The 20,903-nt window shown below is 64.3% G+C and carries 18 protein-coding genes; 3 read left to right on the top strand and 15 right to left on the bottom strand.

Features of this window, described 5'->3' with window-relative positions; translation table 11 throughout:
• Positions 1 to 16: 16 nt before the first annotated feature.
• The 15 genes from VGM61_RS01035 to VGM61_RS00965 all read right to left on the bottom strand — a co-directional run bounded on the left by VGM61_RS01035 (position 17) and on the right by VGM61_RS00965 (position 18,419).
• Positions 17 to 427, bottom strand: coding sequence for a hypothetical protein (locus tag VGM61_RS01035; protein ID WP_331520834.1), 411 nt, complete (start codon positions 425 to 427; stop codon positions 17 to 19).
• Positions 424 to 1,944 carry a lysine--tRNA ligase gene (gene lysS / locus VGM61_RS01030; RefSeq protein ID WP_331520833.1) on the bottom strand — a complete coding sequence of 507 codons (1,521 nt, stop codon included), beginning with the start codon at positions 1,942 to 1,944 and terminating at the stop codon, positions 424 to 426. The genes VGM61_RS01035 and lysS overlap by 4 nt, the downstream gene beginning before the upstream one ends.
• Before the next feature lie 61 nt (positions 1,945 to 2,005).
• Positions 2,006 to 3,127 carry a bifunctional diaminohydroxyphosphoribosylaminopyrimidine deaminase/5-amino-6-(5-phosphoribosylamino)uracil reductase RibD gene (gene ribD / locus VGM61_RS01025; RefSeq protein ID WP_414694772.1) on the bottom strand — a complete coding sequence of 374 codons (1,122 nt, stop codon included), beginning with the start codon at positions 3,125 to 3,127 and terminating at the stop codon, positions 2,006 to 2,008.
• A gap of 20 nt (positions 3,128 to 3,147) precedes the next feature.
• Entirely contained in the window at positions 3,148 to 4,857 is a 1,710-nt protein-coding gene (locus VGM61_RS01020) for a WD40 repeat domain-containing protein (protein WP_331520830.1), read from the bottom strand.
• Complete coding sequence (ribA, locus tag VGM61_RS01015) at positions 4,847 to 5,467, bottom strand: GTP cyclohydrolase II RibA (protein WP_331520829.1); 621 nt, start codon at positions 5,465 to 5,467, stop codon at positions 4,847 to 4,849. The genes VGM61_RS01020 and ribA overlap by 11 nt, the downstream gene beginning before the upstream one ends.
• 32 nt (positions 5,468 to 5,499) lie before the next feature.
• A complete protein-coding gene (locus VGM61_RS01010; RefSeq protein ID WP_331520828.1) occupies positions 5,500 to 6,537 on the bottom strand; it encodes a formylglycine-generating enzyme family protein in 1,038 nt (345 codons plus the stop codon).
• Positions 6,525 to 7,268 carry a class I SAM-dependent methyltransferase gene (locus VGM61_RS01005; RefSeq protein WP_331520827.1) on the bottom strand — a complete coding sequence of 248 codons (744 nt, stop codon included), beginning with the start codon at positions 7,266 to 7,268 and terminating at the stop codon, positions 6,525 to 6,527. Before VGM61_RS01005 ends, VGM61_RS01010 begins: the two co-directional genes overlap by 13 nt.
• Positions 7,269 to 7,281: 13 nt before the next feature.
• Complete coding sequence (locus VGM61_RS01000; RefSeq protein ID WP_331520826.1) at positions 7,282 to 7,737, bottom strand: DMT family transporter; 456 nt, start codon at positions 7,735 to 7,737, stop codon at positions 7,282 to 7,284.
• 168 nt (positions 7,738 to 7,905) lie between these two features.
• Positions 7,906 to 9,031, bottom strand: a protein-coding gene (gene prfB, locus VGM61_RS00995; RefSeq protein ID WP_331520825.1) for a peptide chain release factor 2 whose coding sequence is annotated in 2 segments (ribosomal slippage) — positions 7,906 to 8,955 and positions 8,957 to 9,031 — 1,125 coding nt in all. Because the reading frame shifts where the segments join, the coding sequence is not laid out codon by codon here.
• 36 nt (positions 9,032 to 9,067) lie between these two features.
• A complete protein-coding gene (asnB, locus tag VGM61_RS00990) occupies positions 9,068 to 10,759 on the bottom strand; it encodes an asparagine synthase B (RefSeq protein ID WP_331520824.1) in 1,692 nt (563 codons plus the stop codon).
• Between the two features lie 253 nt (positions 10,760 to 11,012).
• A complete protein-coding gene (locus tag VGM61_RS00985; RefSeq protein WP_331520823.1) occupies positions 11,013 to 13,271 on the bottom strand; it encodes a M16 family metallopeptidase in 2,259 nt (752 codons plus the stop codon).
• A 192-nt stretch (positions 13,272 to 13,463) separates the two neighbouring features.
• A complete protein-coding gene (locus tag VGM61_RS00980; protein WP_331520822.1) occupies positions 13,464 to 13,850 on the bottom strand; it encodes an STAS/SEC14 domain-containing protein in 387 nt (128 codons plus the stop codon).
• A gap of 62 nt (positions 13,851 to 13,912) precedes the next feature.
• Positions 13,913 to 15,589, bottom strand: a complete 1,677-nt coding sequence (gene recJ / locus VGM61_RS00975; protein ID WP_331520852.1) for a single-stranded-DNA-specific exonuclease RecJ — start codon at positions 15,587 to 15,589, stop codon at positions 13,913 to 13,915.
• 29 nt (positions 15,590 to 15,618) lie between these two features.
• Entirely contained in the window at positions 15,619 to 16,536 is a 918-nt protein-coding gene (locus tag VGM61_RS00970) for a phosphoglycerate mutase (protein ID WP_331520821.1), read from the bottom strand.
• Positions 16,536 to 18,419, bottom strand: a complete 1,884-nt coding sequence (locus VGM61_RS00965; RefSeq protein ID WP_331520820.1) for an ABC-F family ATP-binding cassette domain-containing protein — start codon at positions 18,417 to 18,419, stop codon at positions 16,536 to 16,538. Before VGM61_RS00965 ends, VGM61_RS00970 begins: the two co-directional genes overlap by 1 nt.
• Before the next feature lie 140 nt (positions 18,420 to 18,559).
• Between VGM61_RS00965 and VGM61_RS00960 the strand changes: the two genes are divergently transcribed.
• The 3 genes from VGM61_RS00960 (at position 18,560) to VGM61_RS00950 (ending at position 20,899) form a co-directional block, all read left to right on the top strand.
• Complete coding sequence (locus VGM61_RS00960) at positions 18,560 to 18,892, top strand: hypothetical protein (protein ID WP_331520819.1); 333 nt, start codon at positions 18,560 to 18,562, stop codon at positions 18,890 to 18,892.
• 76 nt (positions 18,893 to 18,968) lie between these two features.
• Positions 18,969 to 20,012, top strand: coding sequence for an agmatine deiminase family protein (locus tag VGM61_RS00955; protein WP_331520818.1), 1,044 nt, complete (start codon positions 18,969 to 18,971; stop codon positions 20,010 to 20,012).
• Positions 20,009 to 20,899: a carbon-nitrogen hydrolase gene (locus VGM61_RS00950; RefSeq protein ID WP_331520817.1), complete on the top strand. Its 891-nt coding sequence runs from the start codon at positions 20,009 to 20,011 to the stop codon at positions 20,897 to 20,899. The genes VGM61_RS00955 and VGM61_RS00950 overlap by 4 nt, the downstream gene beginning before the upstream one ends.
• The last annotated feature ends 4 nt before the right edge of the window (positions 20,900 to 20,903 follow it).

The raw sequence follows: 20,903 nt of genomic DNA, 5'->3' as shown, positions 1-20,903 counted from the left end.
TGCCCTCGCCCGGCGGCTAATCGACCTTATGGAAAAGGCCGGCCGGGGGGTCAGTAGCGTCGGTCTGCATGGCGCCTGACGCCTTCACCACCTGGTAGGTGAACAGGCGTGGCGAGGTCGCCAGGTCGCCGCCGCAGGCACCGCCATGGCGTTCATGCACGTCCACCACGAAATTCTGTGCGTCCGCCTCGTAGGGGATATAGCTCAGGCAATCGTCGGCAATCGTGGTGAAATTGTTCTTGTGCAACGACGCGCTCACCCGGGCCACCGCGGCCGCCTCGTCCGGCACCACCAGGGGTGGTGGCAACTCGCTGGCCGGTGCCTCGGCGCCGGCCTTCTCGTGGTCGTCCTGACCTGAGCACGCCGCTGCCGCCGCCACCAGCAGCATGGCAACCAGGGCCCGGCCCAGGCTTCGGCCCAGGTTCATGCTTCCGGCCTCATGTACGGGAACAACAGCACATCGCGGATCGAGGATGCGTTGGCCAGCAGCATGACCAGCCGGTCGATACCCACGCCCAGCCCACCGGTGGGCGGCAGGCCCACTTCGAGCGCGCGGATGTAGTCGGCATCGAAGTGCATGGCCTCGTCGTCGCCGGCGTCCTTGGCGTCCACCTGGGCCTGGAATCGCGCGGCCTGGTCTTCCGGGTCATTGAGCTCGGAGAACCCGTTGGCCAGTTCCTTGCCATTGACGAACAGCTCGAAGCGGTCGGTGATGCCGGGGTCCGAGTCGCTCTCGCGGGCCAGCGGGGACACTTCCACCGGATGATCGGTGATGAAGGTCGGCTGCACCAGGGTGTGTTCGACGGTCTTCTCAAAGATCTCAAGCAACAGCTTGCCCCAGCCATAACCGGGTTTGACGTTCACGCCCAATCGCCTGGCGTGCGTGGCCATCGCCTCGCGGTCACGCAGTTCCACGGGCCTGATTTCAGGATTGAGTTCGAGCACCGCGTCTTCCATGCGCCAGCGGCGGAAGGCCGGCCCTACGTCAATGGCGGCGCCGTCCCACTCCAGTTCGGTGGTACCCAGCACGTTGCGCGCGGCCTCGCGGATCATCCCCTCAGTGATGTCCATGATGTCGTGATAAGTGGCGTAGGCCTGGTACAGCTCAAGCATGGTGAACTCGGGGTTGTGCCGGGTGGACACGCCCTCGTTGCGGAAATTGCGATTGATCTCGTACACGCGGTCGAAGCCACCTACCACCAGGCGCTTGAGGTAAAGCTCCGGTGCAACCCGCAGGTAAAGGTCGATGTCCAGCGCGTTGTGGTGGGTGATGAAGGGGCGTGCGGTGGCTCCGCCGGGGATGATGTGCATCATCGGCGTTTCCACCTCCATGAAGCGGCGCGGCGATGCCTCCAGCCATGTGCGGATGAAACCGATGGTCTTCGAGCGCAGCGCGAAGGCGCGGCGCGATTCCTCGGTGACGATCAGGTCGACATAGCGCTGGCGGTAGCGCTGCTCGACGTCGGACAGGCCGTGGAATTTGTCAGGCAGGGGGCGCAGCGACTTGGTGAGCAGGCGCAGTGCGTCCACCTTCACCGACAGCTCGCCGGTCTTGGTGCGCATCAGCAAGCCCTCGGCACCGACAATGTCGCCGACATCCCAGCCCTTGAAGGCCTCGTACGGCTCGCCCAGCGTGCCCTGGTGGATGAACAGCTGGATGCGCCCGGTGCCGTCCTGCATCTGCACGAAGCTCACCTTGCCCTGGATGCGCCGCAACACGATGCGGCCGGCCACGGCCACGCGACGCGGCTGGGCCTCGATGGCCTCGGCTGTCCATGTCTCCGTGTCGGCGTATTCCGCCTGCAGGTCGCCGGCGAAGCTGTCGACCCGGAAGTCGTTGGGAAAGGCCACGCCGGCCTTGCGCAGACCACCGAGTTTTTCGCGCCGCTCGGCGATCAGGCGGTTTTCATCAACGGGTGGGGTGGCAGGCGTGAGTTCGGTCATCTGAAGGCTACTGTGTGCTTTGGGGTTCCCCGGACCATATATCCGGGGACAGCCCGGCACTCTAGCTGCTGCGCTGCGGCATCGGCAAGCCGCCATCGACGGGCTTGGATAGCATCCTCAAGCGCACATCCTGCCCGAAGGAGGCAACGTCCACCACGTTGAACCCTGTGGCATCGGCCAGGGATGCCGGGCCCGGCAAGTGGAACAGTGGACGACCTTCATGGCCCAGCACGCATGGAGCGATATACAGGAGGATCTCATCGACGAGCCCCGTGGAAAGCCATGCGCCCGATAGCCGCGCGCCCGCCTCCACCTGCACTTCCCGAAAGCCGCGCCGCCCCATGTCATGCGCCACCCAGGCCAGGTCGATTCGCTCGCGATTGAGCGGGGTGGGTATCCGCTCGACCGTGAGAGAGGGATCGTCCGGCAGATGGCGGCCCCGGTAGACGATGGTCGGCGCCGATTCGTCGCAGAGCCGGGCGGTCGCCGACATGCGCCCCTGCGAGTCCAACACGATCCGGGTGGGCTGAAGATGGGGTCCGGACAGAACCTCCCTGACCGACAATGCCGGATCATCGGCCAGGACCGTGTCCACACCGGTAAGGATGGCGCAACTGCGCGCGCGCCAATGCTGGACATCCGATCGCGACAAGGCGTTAGTGATCCACTTCGACTGCCCGCCGGACAACGCGGTGCGTCCATCCAGGCTGATGCCCGATTTCAGGCGGATCCACGGTCGTCCCTGCGTCACGGCGAAGAAGTAGCCGCGATTCTGCGCCGCGGCCCGGTCACGCATCAGCCCCACCTCTACCCGGACCCCGTGATGGCGCAAGCGCTCCAGGCCGCGCCCGTCCACGGCAGGGAAAGGGTCCTCGTGGGCAACGACTACCCGCGCAACCCCCGCCGCCAGCAGGGCGTCGGCACAGGGTGGGGTGCGACCATGATGCGAGCACGGCTCGAGTGTGACGTAAGCGGTGGCACCAGTCGTATCGCCACCGGCGTCGGCCAGCGCAACCACCTCAGCGTGCGGGCCGCCCGCCCGTTCATGCCAGCCGCGCCCGAGCACCCGGCCATCGCGGGCAATGACACAACCCACGGCGGGATTGGGCCGGCACGTGGGTGCGCCAAGTTGCGCAAGATCCAGGCTCTGGGCCATGAACTGGTGGTCCAGGTCGTCGTACATCGGAACGGCCGCCGGCCCGTTCACGGCAGGCGCTCCGCCCGTACGGCTGGATAGACATCGATACGGTAGACATGACCACCGTAGCCACCGGCGAAATAACCTTCGCCCCCGGGGTCCGGTGTCAGGGACGAGAGTCCTCCACTACTGGCCCGGCACGTACCCAGCCAGGAACGCGACACGAGGTCGAACACGGCCACCGTACCGTCATAGCCTCCCGTGGCAAGGGTGACGCCGTCCGCTGAGGCGGCCACGCACTTGATGGAATGCCGATGAGGTGTTTCGAACCGTTCCATGCTTTGCTGCGTCCACAACCGTAACGTCAGGTCGCGACTGACGCTTGCGAAGACTCCCTCGCCTATCGTGCAGCAGCCGTTGGCAATCCTGTCGTGGGCGCGCGCGATGTGGTTCAGCGGCAGAAGGGTTTGTGTGTCGTGCCAGGCCACGCTAGTGTCGGCGCAAACGCTGAAGATCGTCCGTCCATCACAGGCCAGTGCCTTGATGGCGTTGGCATGCATCGGCACGCTGGCCACCACATCCATGCCTCCGTCGGCTGAGCGCGCAAGCACCAGCCCTTCACCGGTATAAGTGCCGATGACCGCATGCGGACGCCCATCGCGCATGAACGTGGCTGCGCAATTAAGCGGCGAACGATGATGGGCGATCACATCGCCGGTTCGCGCGTCGAACAGTGCACCCATCTGGCCACCTGTCAGCAGGCTGCCGTCGAAGTCGAGCAGGAAGTTGCACAGGCTGCCCATGCTGCCACTCAAGGCTCCGCCGGTCTTCCACAGGCCCGCGTCGCCGATGGTGTGCAATCCATCGTCCAGGGCAAGCACGGCATTTACGCCGCTGGTCGGTCCGACGTTGCGCAAGTCCCATCGATTGCTGTTCGGTGTCCACGTGGCGAAGGAAGATCCGAAGGTGGCGAATACCACCGTGTTGTCTTCCGCAAACGCCGCGCTCCTGGGCCAGACCTGGCTGGGCAACTGGCCTTCCGCATGGGACACCAGCGCACCGGCATCATCCGGTCGCCACAGTTTCACGGTGCGGTCATAGCTGAGGCTGAGCAGCTGCCGGGTGGATTCATCCCATACAACACGCTTGATGCCTGCCTGATGGGCTTGCACCCGGCGCACATCATCGCCGGTCATGATGGAAAGCCGGCCATTATCGTCGCCGGCGAAGATCGTTCCCGAGCGCGCGATACAAAGCGTGTCGGTCTCGATGCCACCGGTTTCCATGACCGCGATCTGACGCTCTGCGGCCACATCCCAGCGACGCACCGTGCCATCGTCACTGCTGGATATCACTTCCCGGCCATCAGGTGACCAGACCACCGAAATCACGTCCGCCTCGTGGCCTTCGAGCAACGCCAGTGCTGTTCCGTCGACGCCATGCACACGGACCGTGCGATCCCTTGAGCAGGTTGCCACCATCGTCCCGTCGGGTGAGAAGGCTGTCATCTCGACGTCGTCTTCGTGGCCCCGCAACAAGGCCACCATGCGCATCGACGGCACCGACCAGACCCTGGCGGAATAATCGCTGCTCGCGCTGGCAAGCAAGCTGCCGTCCTGGCTGAATGCGCACTGGTTGGCTAGATGGTCGTGCCAGCCGCGGGCCACTGCCGCGCCCCCGGCATCCCACAGAATCACCCGATTGTCGTATCCGGCGGTGGCCACATAACCTGAAGGGTGGGCCGCCACGCCGCTGATAGGTGCGTCATGCCTCATGGCGGACCTCCATGTCGCTGCCGATCACCATCGTATGGTTTTTCTTCAGGATCTTTGCCTCGATGTACCGGCGGTTATAGGGATTGATGAAGACGCCGGTGGACTCAGCGACCGTATCGATGCCATGCGCCTGCAAGGTGGCCACCTTGTCGGGGTTGTTGGTCAGCAAGCGACATTGATGGACGCCCATTGCACGCAGCATGGCTGCCGCGCAACTGAAATCCCGCCCGTCCTCGGGCAAGGCAAGCATGCGGTTGGCCTGGAATGTATCGGCGCCTTTGGTTTGCAATACATAAGCATCGAGCTTGGCGTACAACCCGATGCCCCGCCCTTCTTGCCTCAGGTAAAGCAGGTACCCGCCGTCCTCGCCAAGGCGCGCCAGCGCTTCGTTGAGTTGTTCTCCACAATCACACCGTCGCGAGGCAAAGACATCGCCAGTGAGGCATTCGGAATGGATACGCACCAGGGGCGTCCCGGTTCCCTGCCCGTCGACCCGGATGGCGACATGCTCCGCACCATCGGACAAGCCGCGGAACGTGATGAATTCCGCTTCGATGTCCGTGGTTCCAAGGGGAATCCTGGCGATTGAACGTATCGTGAGATCTTGCATGAGCAGGCACTCCATTGCTTTGGTTGGGGAGGTCATCCCAGGCCGTCGATGGCCACTCGGAAACCCATGACGTAGATGTCCCTGGCGAACCGTCCATGGCGGCGGCGGGTGCGGGCCAGGTCCCGGTAGCGCGTGAAACTGCCGCCTCGTGCGACATGGTTGGTCCACGGACAAGTGGCAAGGTCGTCTTCGACGTGCTGCCCCTGCGGGTACGGCGCGTAGACCCCGCTCACCCATTCCTCGACGTTACCTGCCATGTCCAGGCAACCGAAGGGGGATGTCCCGCGGGAAAATGCACCCACGGGCGTGGATGCGAATAAACCCGACTCGACCGTGTTGGCGTGGTCAGGAAGGAAATCATCACCCCACGGGAATTCATATCCGTCCGGGCCCCGTGCCGCGTACTCCCATTCCGCTTCCGTTGGCAGGCGCCACGGTTGACCGGTCGCCGTGCCAAGCCACCTTGTATAGGCCACCGCGTCATCGTAGGTCACCGTGTGCACCGGATGATTCGATAGCAGGTCCGGCATCCGCCCCTGCGGCCACGCGGTGGGAATACCCTGGTGGCCGGTGTCGGCGACAAAGGCGGCGTATTGACCGTGACTGACCGGATAGCGTCCGATCCGATAGTCGCCGAGCGGCACCCGGTGGGCCGGGCGCTCTTTCTCTATCCATTCTGGCCGCAAGCCCAGCCCCGGGTACTTGCGCAGCACTTCCCCGGCAGTGCCCTCAAGGCCGATCACGATTTCCGCTCCGGCAACCGGTTGAACGACCGGCACCAGCGGATCGACGCGCCTGTCGCCTGTCATCGCAAGCAAATTGCCTGCGAGGATCCTTTCGTCGATGTCGTATTCAATGCCTTCGACCACGGCGATCCACTGGTCGGGCGACATAACCGCAAGGCGCGACCATGTCGATGGACGCGTGATGCGGGCAGTGGCCGCATCGCGTGCGGACATGCCCATCAGCTCACGATCACTGGCGTCCGCACTGAGGTACCCGGCAAACACCGGCCAATGCCGGAAGCCATGCGGAACGTCCGGCTGGCCTGGCGTATCTAACGCCTGCATTCGAACGCGGCCTGCAGGCAATTGGTTTCGAATACAGTCCAGTAGTCGCCGCTTCGCCCGAGGCGATCGGCTTCTTCGACGCAAGGCAGTTTCCACACAGGCGGGGAAAGTCCCGCCGCGGCGGCGGCGGTGGCATAGGCCTGCGCCGACCAGCGATGGAAGGTAAACGGACTGGGCGGGTCGGTCATGAAATGGCCACGATGCCTGGCCCCGCCTTCGAGGTCCGTCTGGTCCATCACGTGCACGCCATAGGCGGTGAAATTGCCCTTGGCCAGGTCGAACGTGGGATTGACGGTGTAGGCGACAAGGCGACCGCCAGGCTTGAGGTTGCGAGCCACCGACCTGAACATGGCGGTGAGCTGGTCCGGGTCTTCGGCGTAGTTGAACAGCCACGCCGCGCTGACCACGTCGAACTGGCCAAGCTCCGGCATGCCCCGCGCGTCGCCGACCTCGAAGAGGATGTCGTCGCCATCGAGAAGCGATTGTGCCCTCGCCAGGCGGATCATCTCAGGGGAGATGTCAACGCCCGTCACCTTCCGCGCGCCCAGCTTGTGGATCCGCCGGCTGAAATCGCCGTGGCCGCAGGCCAGGTCCAGCACGGCTAGTCCAGCCATGTCGCCGAGCAGGCCCATGTAGGTGCGGACCTCGATCGGGCGTTGGGATGCGCTGGACGTAAATTCGTCGAACTTGCTGCCGATGTCGTCGTAAACCGGCTTTACCTGTGCACTCATGCGTCGCTCCTTGTCAGTGCTTGCTGTAAATGATGAATCCGGCCACTACGCATGCCGCGCCAACAAGCTTGCGCGTGCTCACCGGCTGCACCGCCAGGCCCGCCAGGCCGAAATGGTCCATGAGCATGGCGCCAAGCACCTGGCCCACGACAACGGCAAGGATGAAGGTGGTGACGCCAAGGCGCGGGGCCATGAAGAGGGCGGTGCTGACATAGACCAGGCCAGCCACGCCGCCGAACCATATCCACGCCGGCGCGGCGGCGGCCTTGCTCCATTGCGGCGCCGGAACACCGCTGATGGCCAGCAACGGCACAAGGGCCAGAACACCAACCATGAGGGACACCAGCGTGGCCCACAGCGGATGCCCGAGGACGCGGCCGAGCTGGCCATTCGCCGATGCCTGGTAGGGGACGACCGCACCGGCGCAAGCGGAAAGCAAAAGGTAGAAAAGTTGCGTTGCCTGACTCACTTCATTCGCCTCGACGGACCTTCGTTGAAGTTAAGGATGGCAGTGGATTTTGTAATTGGCTGTAGGCGAACGGTGGCAGGAATGTAGGCGCACGCCTCAGCTTTCGCTTACAAAAAAAAAACCGGGCAACGGCCCGGTTTTTTTGACTGGTGATGGTTCGAAGACGCGCTACGCGTCCACCCGCTTCGAACCTGCTTCCAGACCCGACTTCAAGCTGGCCTCGATGAACTCGTCAAGGTCGCCATCAAGCACCTTCTGTGTATCGGTGCGTTCGATGCCGGTGCGAAGATCCTTGATCCGCGACTGGTCGAGCACGTAATTACGGATCTGGCTGCCCCAGCCGATGTCGGACTTGGTGGCCTCAAGGGCGTCTTTCTCTGCATTGCGCTTCATCACCTCAAGCTCATACAGCTTGGCCTTGAGCATCTTCATCGCACGGTCGCGGTTGGCGTGCTGGCTCCGTTCGGTCTGGCACGCCACCACCGTATTGGTGGGCACATGGGTGATACGCACGGCCGATTCGGTTTTATTCACGTGCTGGCCACCCGCCCCCGATGAACGGTAGACGTCGGTTCTAAGATCAGCCGGATTGATGTCGATCTCGATGTCGTCGTCCACTTCGGGCGATACGAACACCGAGGTGAAGCTGGTATGGCGGCGGTTGTCCGAGTCGAAGGGGCTCTTGCGCACCAGGCGGTGCACGCCGATCTCGGTTTTCAGCCAGCCATAGGCATAGTCGCCCTCGACACGGAAGGTGGCCGACTTGATACCGGCCACTTCACCGGCGCTGGCTTCCATCAGTTCGGTTTTCCACCCACGCGCCTCGCACCAGCGCAGGTACATGCGAAGCAGCATCTCGGCCCAGTCCTGGGCTTCGGTACCGCCGGCGCCGGCCTGGATGTCGACGAAGGCGTAACTGGCATCCATTTCGCCGGCGAACATGCGCTGGAATTCCAGCTTGTTGACCCTGGTGTCGAGCCTGGCGAGGTCGGTTTCAATGGAAGCCACGGTAGCTTCATCACCGTCGGCAGCGGCCATCTCCAGTAATTCCCCGGCATCGGCAAGGCCCGAGGAGAGTTCGTCGATGCCGGTAACGATGGTGTCCAGGCCCGCGCGCTCGCGGCCAAGCTCCTGGGCACGCTTGGGGTCGTCCCACACCGTGGGACTTTCCAATTCGCGGCCGACTTCTTCCAGGCGTTCTTTCTTTACAGCGTAGTCAAAGATACCCCCTGAGCGATTCCACCCGGCCGGCGAGGTCGGTGATACGCGCAAGGATGGGATTGGTCTCGATCATGTCGGGCCCGGGAAGGTGTTGGGGAATAGCTGTACATCATACCATCGCGGCGGCAGGCCCTGCCCCGAGGGCCTGCTGGTGCACCCCCGCCACGGCGCGGCCGGACGGGTCGGCTGCGGCGGCGAAGGCCGGGTCCCAGGCCAATGCGGCCGGCGAGGAACAGGCGATGGACTTGCCCCCGGGGACGGTAGCGGCACAGGCGTCCCCCGGAAAATGCTGCTCGAAGATCCTGCGGTAGAAATAGGCTTCCTTGGTGGCCGGCGTGTTGTAGGGAAAGCGTGAGGCCGCCGCGGCAAATTCACGATCGCTGACGGCACTTTCGGCGTGCGCCTTCAGCCCATCGATCCAGCCATAGCCCACGCCGTCGCTGAACTGCTCTTTCTGCCGCCACAGGATCGAATCGGGCAATGCACCTTCGAATGCCTGCCGCAGGATGGCTTTTTCCATGCCGCCGGTGGGCACCATCTTGGCCTTCGCATCGATGCCCATGGCGGTGTCGATGAATTGAAGATCCAGGAACGGCACACGCGCCTCCACGCCCCAGGCGGCCATCGACTTGTTCGCTCGAAGGCAGTCGTAACTATGCAGGGCGTCTATCTTGCGCACGGTTTCGTCGTGGAAATCCCGCGCCGAGGGCGCCTTGTGGAAATAGAGGTAGCCGCCGAATATCTCGTCCGACCCCTCCCCGGACAGCACCATCTTCACGCCCATGGCCTTGATCCGCCGCGCCAGCAGGAACATCGGCGTCGAGGCGCGGATGGTGGTCACGTCGTAGGTTTCGATGTGGCGGATCACCTCGGGCAGCGCATCCAGGCCCTCGTCGAACGTATAGGTAAAGCCGTGGTGCACGGTGTCGAGCGCCTTGGCGGCCACTTCCGCGGCAGCCAGATCCGGTGAGCCGGCAAGCCCAATGGCAAACGAATGTAGGCGGGGCCACCAGGCTTCCGCACGGTCGTCGTCTTCAACGCGGCGACGGGCGAACTGCGCCGCCACGGCCGCCACCAGCGAAGAATCCAGGCCCCCGGACAACAGCACGCCGTACGGGACATCCGTCATCATCTGCCGATGCACGGCCGCTTCGAAGGCGGTGCGCAGCGCCCCGGGGGCGATCGACCTGCCTTGCGTGGCCTCGTAGGCACGCCAGGGCGTTTGCCAGTACTTCACCAGCGTACCCGATGAGCTGTCATACACGTGGCCTGGCGGGAACTCGGTGATGTCCGCGCACAGGCCCACCAGGGATTTCATTTCAGAGGCCACGCACAACCGGCCGTCGCCGTCGTGTCCCCAGTACAGCGGGCACACGCCGAGCGGATCGCGGGCAATGAGGTAGCGGTGCGTGGCTGCGTCCCAGAGCGCAAAAGCGAAAATGCCATTGAGTCGGGACAGGAACCCCGTGCCATGCTCGCGATACAAGGCGTTGATCACCTCGCAGTCGGAGCCGGTGGTGAAATCGTAGGCGCTGTCCGAGCGCAATTCCCGGTGGTTATAGATCTCGCCGTTTACCGCCAGCGCCAGCGCGCCATCGCGCGAGCGCAGCGGCTGCGCGCCACTGGCCGGGTCAACGATAGCCAGGCGCTCATGGACCAGTATCGCGCCGTCGTCGACGAACACGCCGCTCCAATCGGGGCCGCGATGACGCTGGCGCTGGGACATCTGCAACGCAAGGCTGCGCAGCGCGGGCAAGTCGTCACCGGCGGCAAGGTCGAACATGGCGAAGATGGAACACATGGCTTGTTGTCTCCAGGGTTTTCAAGCATCGAAAACGACGAAGGCCCGCTTTAGGCGGGCCTTCGTCGTTGTATGGGGTGATGAATCTACCGCCTACACGAGGGCCCGCCCGGATCGCCGGGATTATTATTCAGGCCATTATTCGCATCGATACCAAACGCGCCGTGGGCGCATGTCGGTGAAGCGGCAAAGGGGTGGGTGACCACGGTCATGGCTTGACTAAAACAGACTTCGCTTCGATACGCAAGGGTTATCACAGTCGATGCACGGTCCTGGCGCCGGTCATCGGATCGATGGTAGTGAATTGTGACAACCCCATGGCGGTCAATCGCAACCGCAATTCCGCGTCGGCCCTTTGCCCCTCATCCGATTCGGACATTTGCCAATCCGGGTCAGGCGTCGTCGCCGGGTTCTCGCCTCCGGCAGCGGGACCTGCGAGAACCCACGTCAAATGACCCATCGACATGTTGCCAAGGGCGGCGTTCACGTCGGCCGACGTCAGGGCATCCATCACGAGGGCGGTTTGCTCCATGTCCATGTCGGCGATCTGACGATCCACACCTGCAACCAGGACCGATTGAACTTCCGCTGGATCCTCAAATCGCGTGGCAAGTGCCCGACGATAGCCCTGTGCGTGCAGATCGAGTTCTTCCTGGGTTACCGGTTCACGACCCTCCACCAACCCGGACACCACTTCCCGCGCCTCCTCCAGGGCGTCAAGGGCACGGGAATTCTCCACCGAAGAGGCGAAGCCGCCTATCCGTACGCCGCGGGTCTGCGTGGCCAGGGAACGCAAGCCATAGGTCACGCCCTGCTGCTCGCGCAGTGCTCTCTTGACCCGGCGCTGGATGATCTGGTCGATGCACGTGGAGAGCACGTCATTCGTACTGCCATCGCGAGGCACCGGGTACCCCAGCATCACCTCTGACTGATCTCCCCCGTCGACGGTGAGCACATGCATGCCCGGGTGGACGGACTGTGTCAACACCGGAACATCTGCGCGACCGCGCTCCCGTGCACCGTCCACCGTGCCGAATGCCTGCACCAGGCCTGTCGATAGCGTACCAACGTCGATGGGACCGATCGCTATGATGGTCGCTTTGGACCAATCAAGGCATCGACTGGCCCACCTCGTAAGATGGTCGCCCGTGATAGCAGCCAGCGATGCCCTGGTGCCCTCGCCCGCGGGATCCCGGCCGTAGGGATGTTGTTCCCCCAGTATCAACGTGTCCATCAGGGCGCTACTGCGTAGGGCCAGGTTGGTCCTCAGCCGATCGATATTGATTAGCGCCCTTGCACGTGATTGACTGAGCAGCTCGTCAGGAAAATGATTATCGGTGAGCATGTCCACGACAATCTGCGTACCCTCCACCAGGTTTGCCTCCAGCCCCGCCAGGACAATGGTTGAATAACCTTCCGTCGCCCGCGCCGTGACAGACAAACCAAGCTCATCGAGCCTGCGGTCAAGCGCAGATCCTTCCAGCTTACCTGCGCGCTGCTTCAACACATGCAAAGCGAGGTTGGCAACACCCAGGCGAGTATCGGGATCCAGGTCACCCATGCGCCCCCCGTCGAAGACGAAAACCAACCGGGCGTCGTTGCCGTCGCCCATGGGCGCAAACACCACGGGCAAGCCATTGGGCAGCTCGCGCCTCAAGACGGGCGGAAAATTCACAGGTCCTGACGGTGGCAGGCTGATTTCCTGGTCTTGCGGACTTCCCGAGAGTTCGTACATTGTCGCGGACGTTGCTATCAACGCGGCTCCTGCCAACGCGGTCGACAATGCACGTGGATGTTGCGAGGCAAACGACGCCACCGGGGCGAGATAGCTCATCACAGGCGTGGCAATGTTGACCAGACGCTGGGGAAGAAGAGGCACGTGCACGCTGCCTGTCCCACCCCCACCGAAGCCAGTGGCGGCTTGCGCACCGGGCAATCGGCCAACCCCCAGGGCGCCTATCACAGCTGCGATCCAACCATTACCCGAACCGTTCCGGACCGGAGTGGGGGTTTCCAATGAGACTCTGCGCGACATATCCAGGAGGTCCGCAATCCGCTCGCTGACTTTCTGGTTGGGGAAGGCATCGCTCCAGGTCATATCGGCCGGGGCGCGGCCGAGCAACAAGTCGCGCAGCTTTTTCAATGTCGCAGGCGACGCCTTCGGGCAACTGAGGGCTGGCGTATTCGCGTGCATTTCACGCCATTGGGAAAATGGCATGCGCATGGCGTCTTCCACGATGGATTCCCAGACTTCGCGTTCGCCGCTTGGAACATGATCTGGCAACGCCGACTTCACAAAGTCGACTGCCAATCGCTGTGCCATCGCCTGGCCCATCGGCGTACGGCCGAAGCCACTGGTGATGAGCTTGATCAGTTCCGATGTCTTCAATGCCCGGCCACTGAGTTTCTGTTCAAGCTCCTGCAACTCGTGCTTCATGGCACCGAACACGGGCACGTCAATGGAGCGCTGTGCGCCGCCCGGCATTCCCCTCGCTCGATCGGGAGCGATCATCGCCGCGCTATCGGGAGGGTTGCACACTCGCTGCGGTAGCCGAAGTAGTGCGGCTGCCGGCGGCCCGCGCAAAGACGGGCCCATGGGCTGGTTCAACGTTGAAGCGACACTGCTGAAGGGCATGCCAACCTCTCCGGATAAAAGAGGGAGCGATCCTAGGCATGCGCCTACAGGCGCGCTTTCGCAATTACGTCATTCCTGCCCACCATTCCACGGTTGCTCAGCAATCCATGCCTTGGCTTTTTCTAAGTCGGCATCGGCATAAAGCCGGACTTCCGCCGGAACGAAAATTCGCATGGCGCCCGCCAGGCCACGCAACCAGGCCACGTCGGTGACCAGGGCCACGCGGTCCCATCCGCTGAAATGACGGAACCCGAGCTTGGCGTCATCCCACATGGCCCCGGCCTGGAACGATTCGAATCCGGGAGCCACGTGGTACAGGACCCGCAGTTTGCGACTGACCGCGAAGGCCGCCTCGATGTCCGGCACCAACACGGTTTCGTAATCGGCTGCGGTAACAATTCCGGTGGCGCGGAAACCCAGCGTACCGGCGGGAAGGTCGGGGATCTGCTCGATCATGGCACTCTCCTGATGGCCAAGCCGAGGCTAGCCCATGGAGCGTGTGCGCGGCGTTGTCGCGGTCAGGCCTTGAGCATGTGCTGTACGAGCAACTGCAGACTGTCCCTGCCCTGCCATGGGTTGATGTCCAGCTCGTACACCAGGCGCAACTCCCGCGGCGGCGCCTTGCTTGTGTCGACATTGAACATGACCCCCTGGTGATGCCTGCCGTCACGGGGGTCGATCAGGTCCAGGCGCCAGTGCCGGCCGGCCATGATTCGATGGCCCAGGCAATGAAAGACATCGTCGAAGCACGGCGGGGCAAAGGCCTGGCCCCACGGACCGCCCTGCCGCAGCTGCTGGGCGAGATCGAGGCAAAAGTCGCCAGGTTCCAGCCCGCCATCGGAATGCACGCGTGCCGCCAATGCCGATTCATCCAATTGCTCACGCGCGATGCGGTCGAAGGCCTGTGCGAGCCGCGGAAAATCCGCCGGGCGCAGGCTAAGTCCCGCCGCCATCGCATGACCGCCGAAGCGAAGGATCAGACCCGGATGCCGGGCATCGATCAACGCCAGCGCGTCGCGGAGATGGAAACCGGAAATCGACCGACCGGATCCGCGTAGCTCGTCGCTCGTGTCGCCAGCGGGTGCGAAAGCGAGCACCGGACGGTGCAGGCGCTCCTTCAGTTTCGATGCCACCAGACCCACCACCCCGGCATGCCAGGAAGGATCGAACAAGGCCACGCCTGCGGCATCGCCGGACACATCGGCACGCGCCACCATCGATTCGGCGTCAGCCACCATCTCCGCCTGCAACTGGCGGCGCTCGCGATTGATCGTATCCAGTTGCGCGGCCCAGCCGCGTGCCCGGGTTTCATCGTCGGTAAGCAACGCTTCCACGCCAAGGCGCATGTCTTCCAGGCGTCCGGCGGCGTTCAGGCGCGGCGCAATGGCAAAGCCAAGATCCACCGCGCCAAGGGTATCCATGCTGCGCCCGCTTGCTTCCACCAGCGCCACGATGCCCGCACAAGCGCGTCCCTGGCGCATCCGCCGCAAACCGGCATCGACCAGGATACGGTTGTTGAAATCCAGGGGTACCAGGTCCGCCACGGTGCCCAGGGCGACCAGATCCAGCAGGCTGGAAAGGTCCGCGTTGATCGCCGCCCCGTGGCCCGCTTCGCGCAAGTGGGCGCGAAGTGCCAGCAACAGGTAGAAGACCACGCCGACACCCGCCAGCGCCTTGCTGGGGAACCCGTCGCCATCAAGGTTCGGGTTCACCATGGCGTCGGCCGCTGGAAGGAAGGGACCAGGCAGGTGATGGTCGGTCACGATCACCACACTGCCCCGTGCCTGTGCTGCCGCCACGCCCTCGATGCTGGCCACGCCGTTGTCCACGGTCAGCAACAGGTCGGGCGTGGTGGGGATCGACGCCACCAGCGCCGGTGTCAGGCCATAACCGTGCAGGAAGCGGTTCGGAATGACGTAACTGACCTCCCTGGCACCGAGCATGCGCAGGCCACGCACGGCAACGGCGGTGCCGGTGGCACCATCACAGTCGTAGTCGCCGGCAACGACAATGCCCTGCCCTTCGGTCACCGCCTTGGCCAGTAGCGCCACGGCCCGGTCGATGCCTCCAAGCGAATCGAAGCTGAGCATCCGGGCCAGGCGGTGGTCGACATCGATGGGCCCGGCAATGCCCCGGGAAGCGTATATCCGCTGCAGCACCGGATGTACCTGCGCGGGCCATCCCGACGGCACCACCTTTGCTTGCCGCCGGCGAATCTCCACGATCAGCCGCGCCCACGCCAGAAACGCAGGCGTTGGCCGCGTGACAACGACCAGCGTTCGCCTCCGGCGAAATGCACGAGCAGGCGGCGGGTACGGCCGGCAAGCACGTCCTCTTCCAGTTTGGGCCACCAATGGCTGGCAATGGCCTGTTCGTCCTGACCGGAAAGATCGACCAGCTCGAACGCGCCGGCTTGACCTGGCCACGCGCCAAGGCCATCAACATGGACATCGGCGCTGGCGCCGAGCGCCCAGAGCAGCAGGTCATCGGCATAGATGTTGCTGAGGCCGGACTCCATGTTTTCAGGCAACGCACCGGCACCCCAGAACCAGACGCTGTTCACCGGCACCGCCCCGCGTTCGCGGCGCCGCTGGTTCACTTCGTGGTTATGCAACACGATCTGTACCTCGCCCAGCACTGCCCGCCAGCGACGGCCATCCGCGCCCGGGGGCAGGTGGTCAAAAAGATCCGCGCCCCGCGCGTCATCGGGGCCGACGAATCGCGGCAGCTCCACGAAGGCAGGCAAGCGTAATTGCCAATGGGAGGCATCGCCCATTTCGAAGGAAAAACCATGAGCTGCGAAGGCGTCGACGAGGTCGGTGCGCAAGGCATTGGCTTCAGCGGTGACCAGGCCCAGCTCGTCGCCGCACGCCAACAGCCGGGCGCCGTTGACCTCTGCCTGCACCCAGGCCGGATCGGCACAAAGCCATTGGTGTCCGTGCGCGTCACCGGCGACCAGTTGGCGAATCAGCGCCGCGACAGGGAGGCTGCCCTCGACGGAAAAGTACGCCGACAACGCGGGAATGAATCCCGGCGCGGCATCAGGCAGGCGGTTGCCGCGGGCAAGCCACGGCGCCATGGCGGCGACCGTGGCCATGCGCGCGCGCGCCGGCATCAGTACATGGCGCTCCTGGGTTGCCATCAGGCTTCCAGTTGTTCCATCAGCTGCAGCCACTCCGCTTCGAGCGTTTCCTTTTCCTGGCGCCAGGCGCCCTGTTTCTGGCTCAACGACATCAGTTCGCTGGTGGAACCTTCATAGATCGCAGGGTCCGCCAGCTTCGCCTGCACGGTGACAAGTTCACCGTCGAGCACGCCCATGCGCGACTCGATTTTCTTCAGCTTCGAACGCAGTGGCTTTTCACGCTCGCGCGCCTGCGCATCGGCCTGGCGGCGTTCCTTTTCGATCGCCGCAGCCGCGGCCGCGGCGACGGCAGCTGAAGGCTTGCCCTGTGCGTTGTTGCGCGCACGCAGCCAGCGCGCGTAGTCGTCCAGGTCGCCGTCGAAGGATTCGACCACGCCATCGGATACGCGCCAGAACTCATCGCATACCAACCCAAGCAGGTGACGGTCGTGCGATACCAATACGATGGCGCCGCCGAAATCGGCCAATGCATCGGCCAGCGCCTCGCGCATGTCCAGATCAAGGTGGTTGGTGGGTTCGTCCAGCAGCAACAGGTTCGGTTTGTCCCAGGCGATCAGCGCCAGCGCCAATCGTGCGCGCTCGCCGCCGGAGAATCCATCCACCGATTCGAACGCGCGGTCGCCGGCGAAATTCCAGGTACCGAGGAAATCGCGCAGGCTCTGCTGGCTGGCCGCCGGCGCCTTGTCCATCAGGTGTTCAATGGGGCTGGCGCCCTCGCGCAGGCTTTCCACCGTGTGCTGGGCGAAGTAACCGATGCGGGTGTCCTTGTGGCCGGCGCGCTCACCTGAAAGCGGCGTCAAATCACCCACCAGCGATTTCACCAGCGTGGACTTACCCGCACCATTGGGGCCGAGCAGGCCGATGCGGTCGCCGGCCTCCAGGCCGAACCCGACGTTGGCCAGCACCACTTTCTCGCCGTAACCGGCGTTCACTTCTTCCAGCCGCAGCATCGAGGTCGGCACGCGGTCGGGCTCGGCGAACTGGAAGCGGAACGCCCGGTCGGCACGCACCGCTTCGGTGCCGGCGAGCTTTTCCAGTCGCTTCATGCGCGACTGCGCCTGCTTGGCCTTGCTGGCCTTGGCCTTGAAGCGGTCGACGAAGCTCTGCAGGTGGGCGCGTTCGGCCTGCTCGCGGTCGTGGGCGATCTGCTGCTGGCGCAGCTGCTCGGCGCGCAGGCGCTCGAAGGCTGAATAGTTGCCGGTGTAGAGCTTCGCCTTGCCATCGTGCAGGTGCATCGTGTGCGTGATGACCCCGTCGAGGAACTCCCGGTCGTGGGAAATGATCAGGAGCGTGCCCTGGTAGCGGCGCAGCCATTCCTCCAGCCACAGCACCGCGTCGAGGTCCAGGTGGTTGGTGGGTTCGTCCAGCAGAAGCAGGTCCGACGGCGCCATCAGTGCGCGCGCCAGGTTCAGGCGCACACGCCAGCCGCCGGAGAACGAGGCCACCGCGCGCTCGTGCGTCTCGGCAGGAAATCCCAGGCCATGCAAAAGCCTGCCGGCGCGGGCGCGGGCGTCGTAGCCGTTCAATTCCTCGATGCGGTGATGGGCCGCGGCCACGCCATCCATGTCGTCCGCGTCCAGCGCGTCGCTCTCGGCCTTGAGCGCGGCGGCGATCTCCACGTCGCCGCCCAGCACATATTCGATGGCCGGGTCCGGCAGCGCCGGGGTTTCCTGCGCCACCGACGCCATTCGCGCCTTGCCGGGCATGTCCAGTTCGCCGGCGTCAGCTTCGATCTCGCCCTTGAGCGCGGCAAACAGGCTGGATTTTCCGCAGCCATTGCGCCCGATCACGCCCAGGCGCCAGCCGCTTTGCAGCGTGAGGTCAATATCCGAGAGCAGCAGGCGGCTGCCCCGGCGGAGGGCGAAACGACGGAACGAGATCATGCTTGGAGTCCAGCCGGCGGGCATTCCACTACCGGCAAAAGCGCCATGATAGCGGGTCGCCGTCACGAATCGATGCGGGCGCCATGGCGTGGCGGCACGGCATCTGCTAAAACGGCGTCGGGAAAGGGGATACCACGATCATGAAGAACACCACCACCATTCTGGCCCTGGCCGCGGCACTGCTCATCGCAGGCCCGACCGTCGCCCGTGCCGACAGCCTGCTGATGAAACGCGTACAGCAGGAAAAAGGCATGAACCTGCCAAAGAAAGGCATGAGCATGGCCCAGGTCGAGCATCAGTTCGGCGCGCCCACCGCCAAGCTCGACCCCCGCGGCGGCGATACGCCCAGGCATCCGGTCATCCACCGCTGGGAATATCCCGGGTACATCGTGTACTTCGAGCGCAGCCACGTGGTGCATACGGTGCTCAACACCCCGGCAGGCAACAACACCAACCCGGCGGCGGCAAGGTAAGCCGCCCCCGGCGCCCGCCTGACCCGGCGGGCGACGGCACGCTACAATCGGCGGCCCCCGACATGGCCGCCCCGCGATGACCCCCAAGTTCCGCCTCCCCGCCGAATGGGAACCCCAATCGGCTGTGTTGATTGCCTGGCCGCATGCAGGCACGGACTGGAGCGAACGCCTGGCAGAGGTCGAAACCACGTACGTGGCCCTGGCCGCGGCGGTGACCGGTTTCGAACCCCTGGTAATCGTGGTAGCCAACGAAGCGGTGAAAGCCCGCGCCTGGGAGCTCCTCACCGGCGCCGGCGTGGACATGGGCAAGCTGCGCCTGGTCGAGCGCGACTACGACGACACCTGGCTGCGCGATTCAGGCCCCATTACCCTCCTGGACGATGCCGGCGGCGCCCAGCTCACCGATTTCCGCTTCACCGGGTGGGGCGGCAAGTTCAGCGCCGAACGTGACGACGCGCTGGTGGCCGGGCTGGTACACGATGGCGTGTTCGGCAAGGCGAGCCACCGGCGCATCGACTGGGCGCTGGAAGGCGGCGGCATCGAAAGCGATGGCGAAGGCACCGTGCTCACCACCTGGAAATGCCTGGCGCACCGCCATCCCGGACAACCGCGCGCGGAAATGGCCCAGATCCTGCGCGAAGGATTGTGGGCCCAGCGCATCCTGTGGCTGGACCGCGGCTATCTGGAAGGCGACGACACCGACGCCCACATCGATACGCTCGCCCGCTTCGCCCCGGGCCATCGCATCGTGTTCCAGGCTTGCGACGACCGCAACGACCCCCATTTCGAAGAACTGCAAGGCATGGCCGATGAACTGGCCGCGCTGCGCACGATGGATGGCAAACCCTACGCGCTGTATGCACTGCCATGGGCAAAACCGATCCTCGACGAAGGCAGGCGGCTCGCCGCCTCCTACGCCAACTACCTCATCGTCAACGGTGCGGTGCTGGTACCGGCCTATGGCGACGCCGTCGATGACGACGCCGCCCGCATCATCGGCGAGGCCTATCCCGGCCGCACGGTGGTGCAGGTGCCGTGCCGTCCGTTGATCTGGCAGAACGGCAGCCTGCATTGCATCACGATGCAATTGCCCGCCGCGCTTGGAAACGACCACGCATGAAGAAGAAAACGCTGAAAGTCGCCCTGCTGCAGGAAACCGACCACGGAAGCGGCGATGCCAACCTCGATGCCATCGAAGCGGGCTTGCGCGAAGCCGCGCGCGCCGGCGCGGAACTGGTACTGCTGCAGGAGCTGCACAACGGCCGCTACTTCTGCCAGAACGAAAGCGTCGATACCTTCGACCTGGCCGAAACCATTCCAGGTCCCGGCACCGATCGCATCGGCAAGCTCGCCGCGGAACTGAAACTGGTGGTGGTGGCGTCGATCTTCGAAAAGCGCGCCACGGGCCTGTACCACAACACGGCGGTGGTGTTCGACCGCTCCGCGGCGATCGCCGGCCGCTACCGCAAGATGCACATCCCCGACGACCCGGCGTTTTACGAGAAGTTCTACTTCACCCCGGGTGATCTTGGTTTCGATCCGATCCAGACCTCCGTCGGCAAGCTGGGCGTGCTGGTGTGCTGGGACCAATGGTATCCGGAAGCTGCGCGCCTGATGGCGCTCGCCGGCGCGGAACTGTTGCTTTACCCCACCGCCATCGGCTGGGATCCGAACGATGACGACGGGGAAAAATCCCGTCAGCGCGAAGCATGGATCACGGTGCAGCGCGGGCATGCCGTGGCCAACGGTTTGCCGCTGCTGGCGGTCAACCGCACCGGCTTTGAGCCGGACACCGCCAACGTCGGCAACGGCATCCAGTTCTGGGGCTCGAGTTTCGTGGCCGGTCCCCAGGGTGAATTCCTGGGCCAGGCCCGGGCCGAGGGGCGCGAGCTGCTGGTGGTGGACATCGACATGGAGCGCAGCGAAAACGTCCGTCGCATCTGGCCGTTCCTGCGCGATCGCCGTATCGACGCCTATGGCGACCTCACCAAGCGTTTCCGCGACTAAGGCC

The organism is Pinirhizobacter sp. (genome assembly GCF_036499745.1).
In the GTDB taxonomy this organism is placed as follows: Bacteria; Pseudomonadota; Gammaproteobacteria; order Xanthomonadales; family Rhodanobacteraceae; genus Pinirhizobacter.
This window is presented reverse-complemented; position numbering and strand designations above follow the sequence as displayed.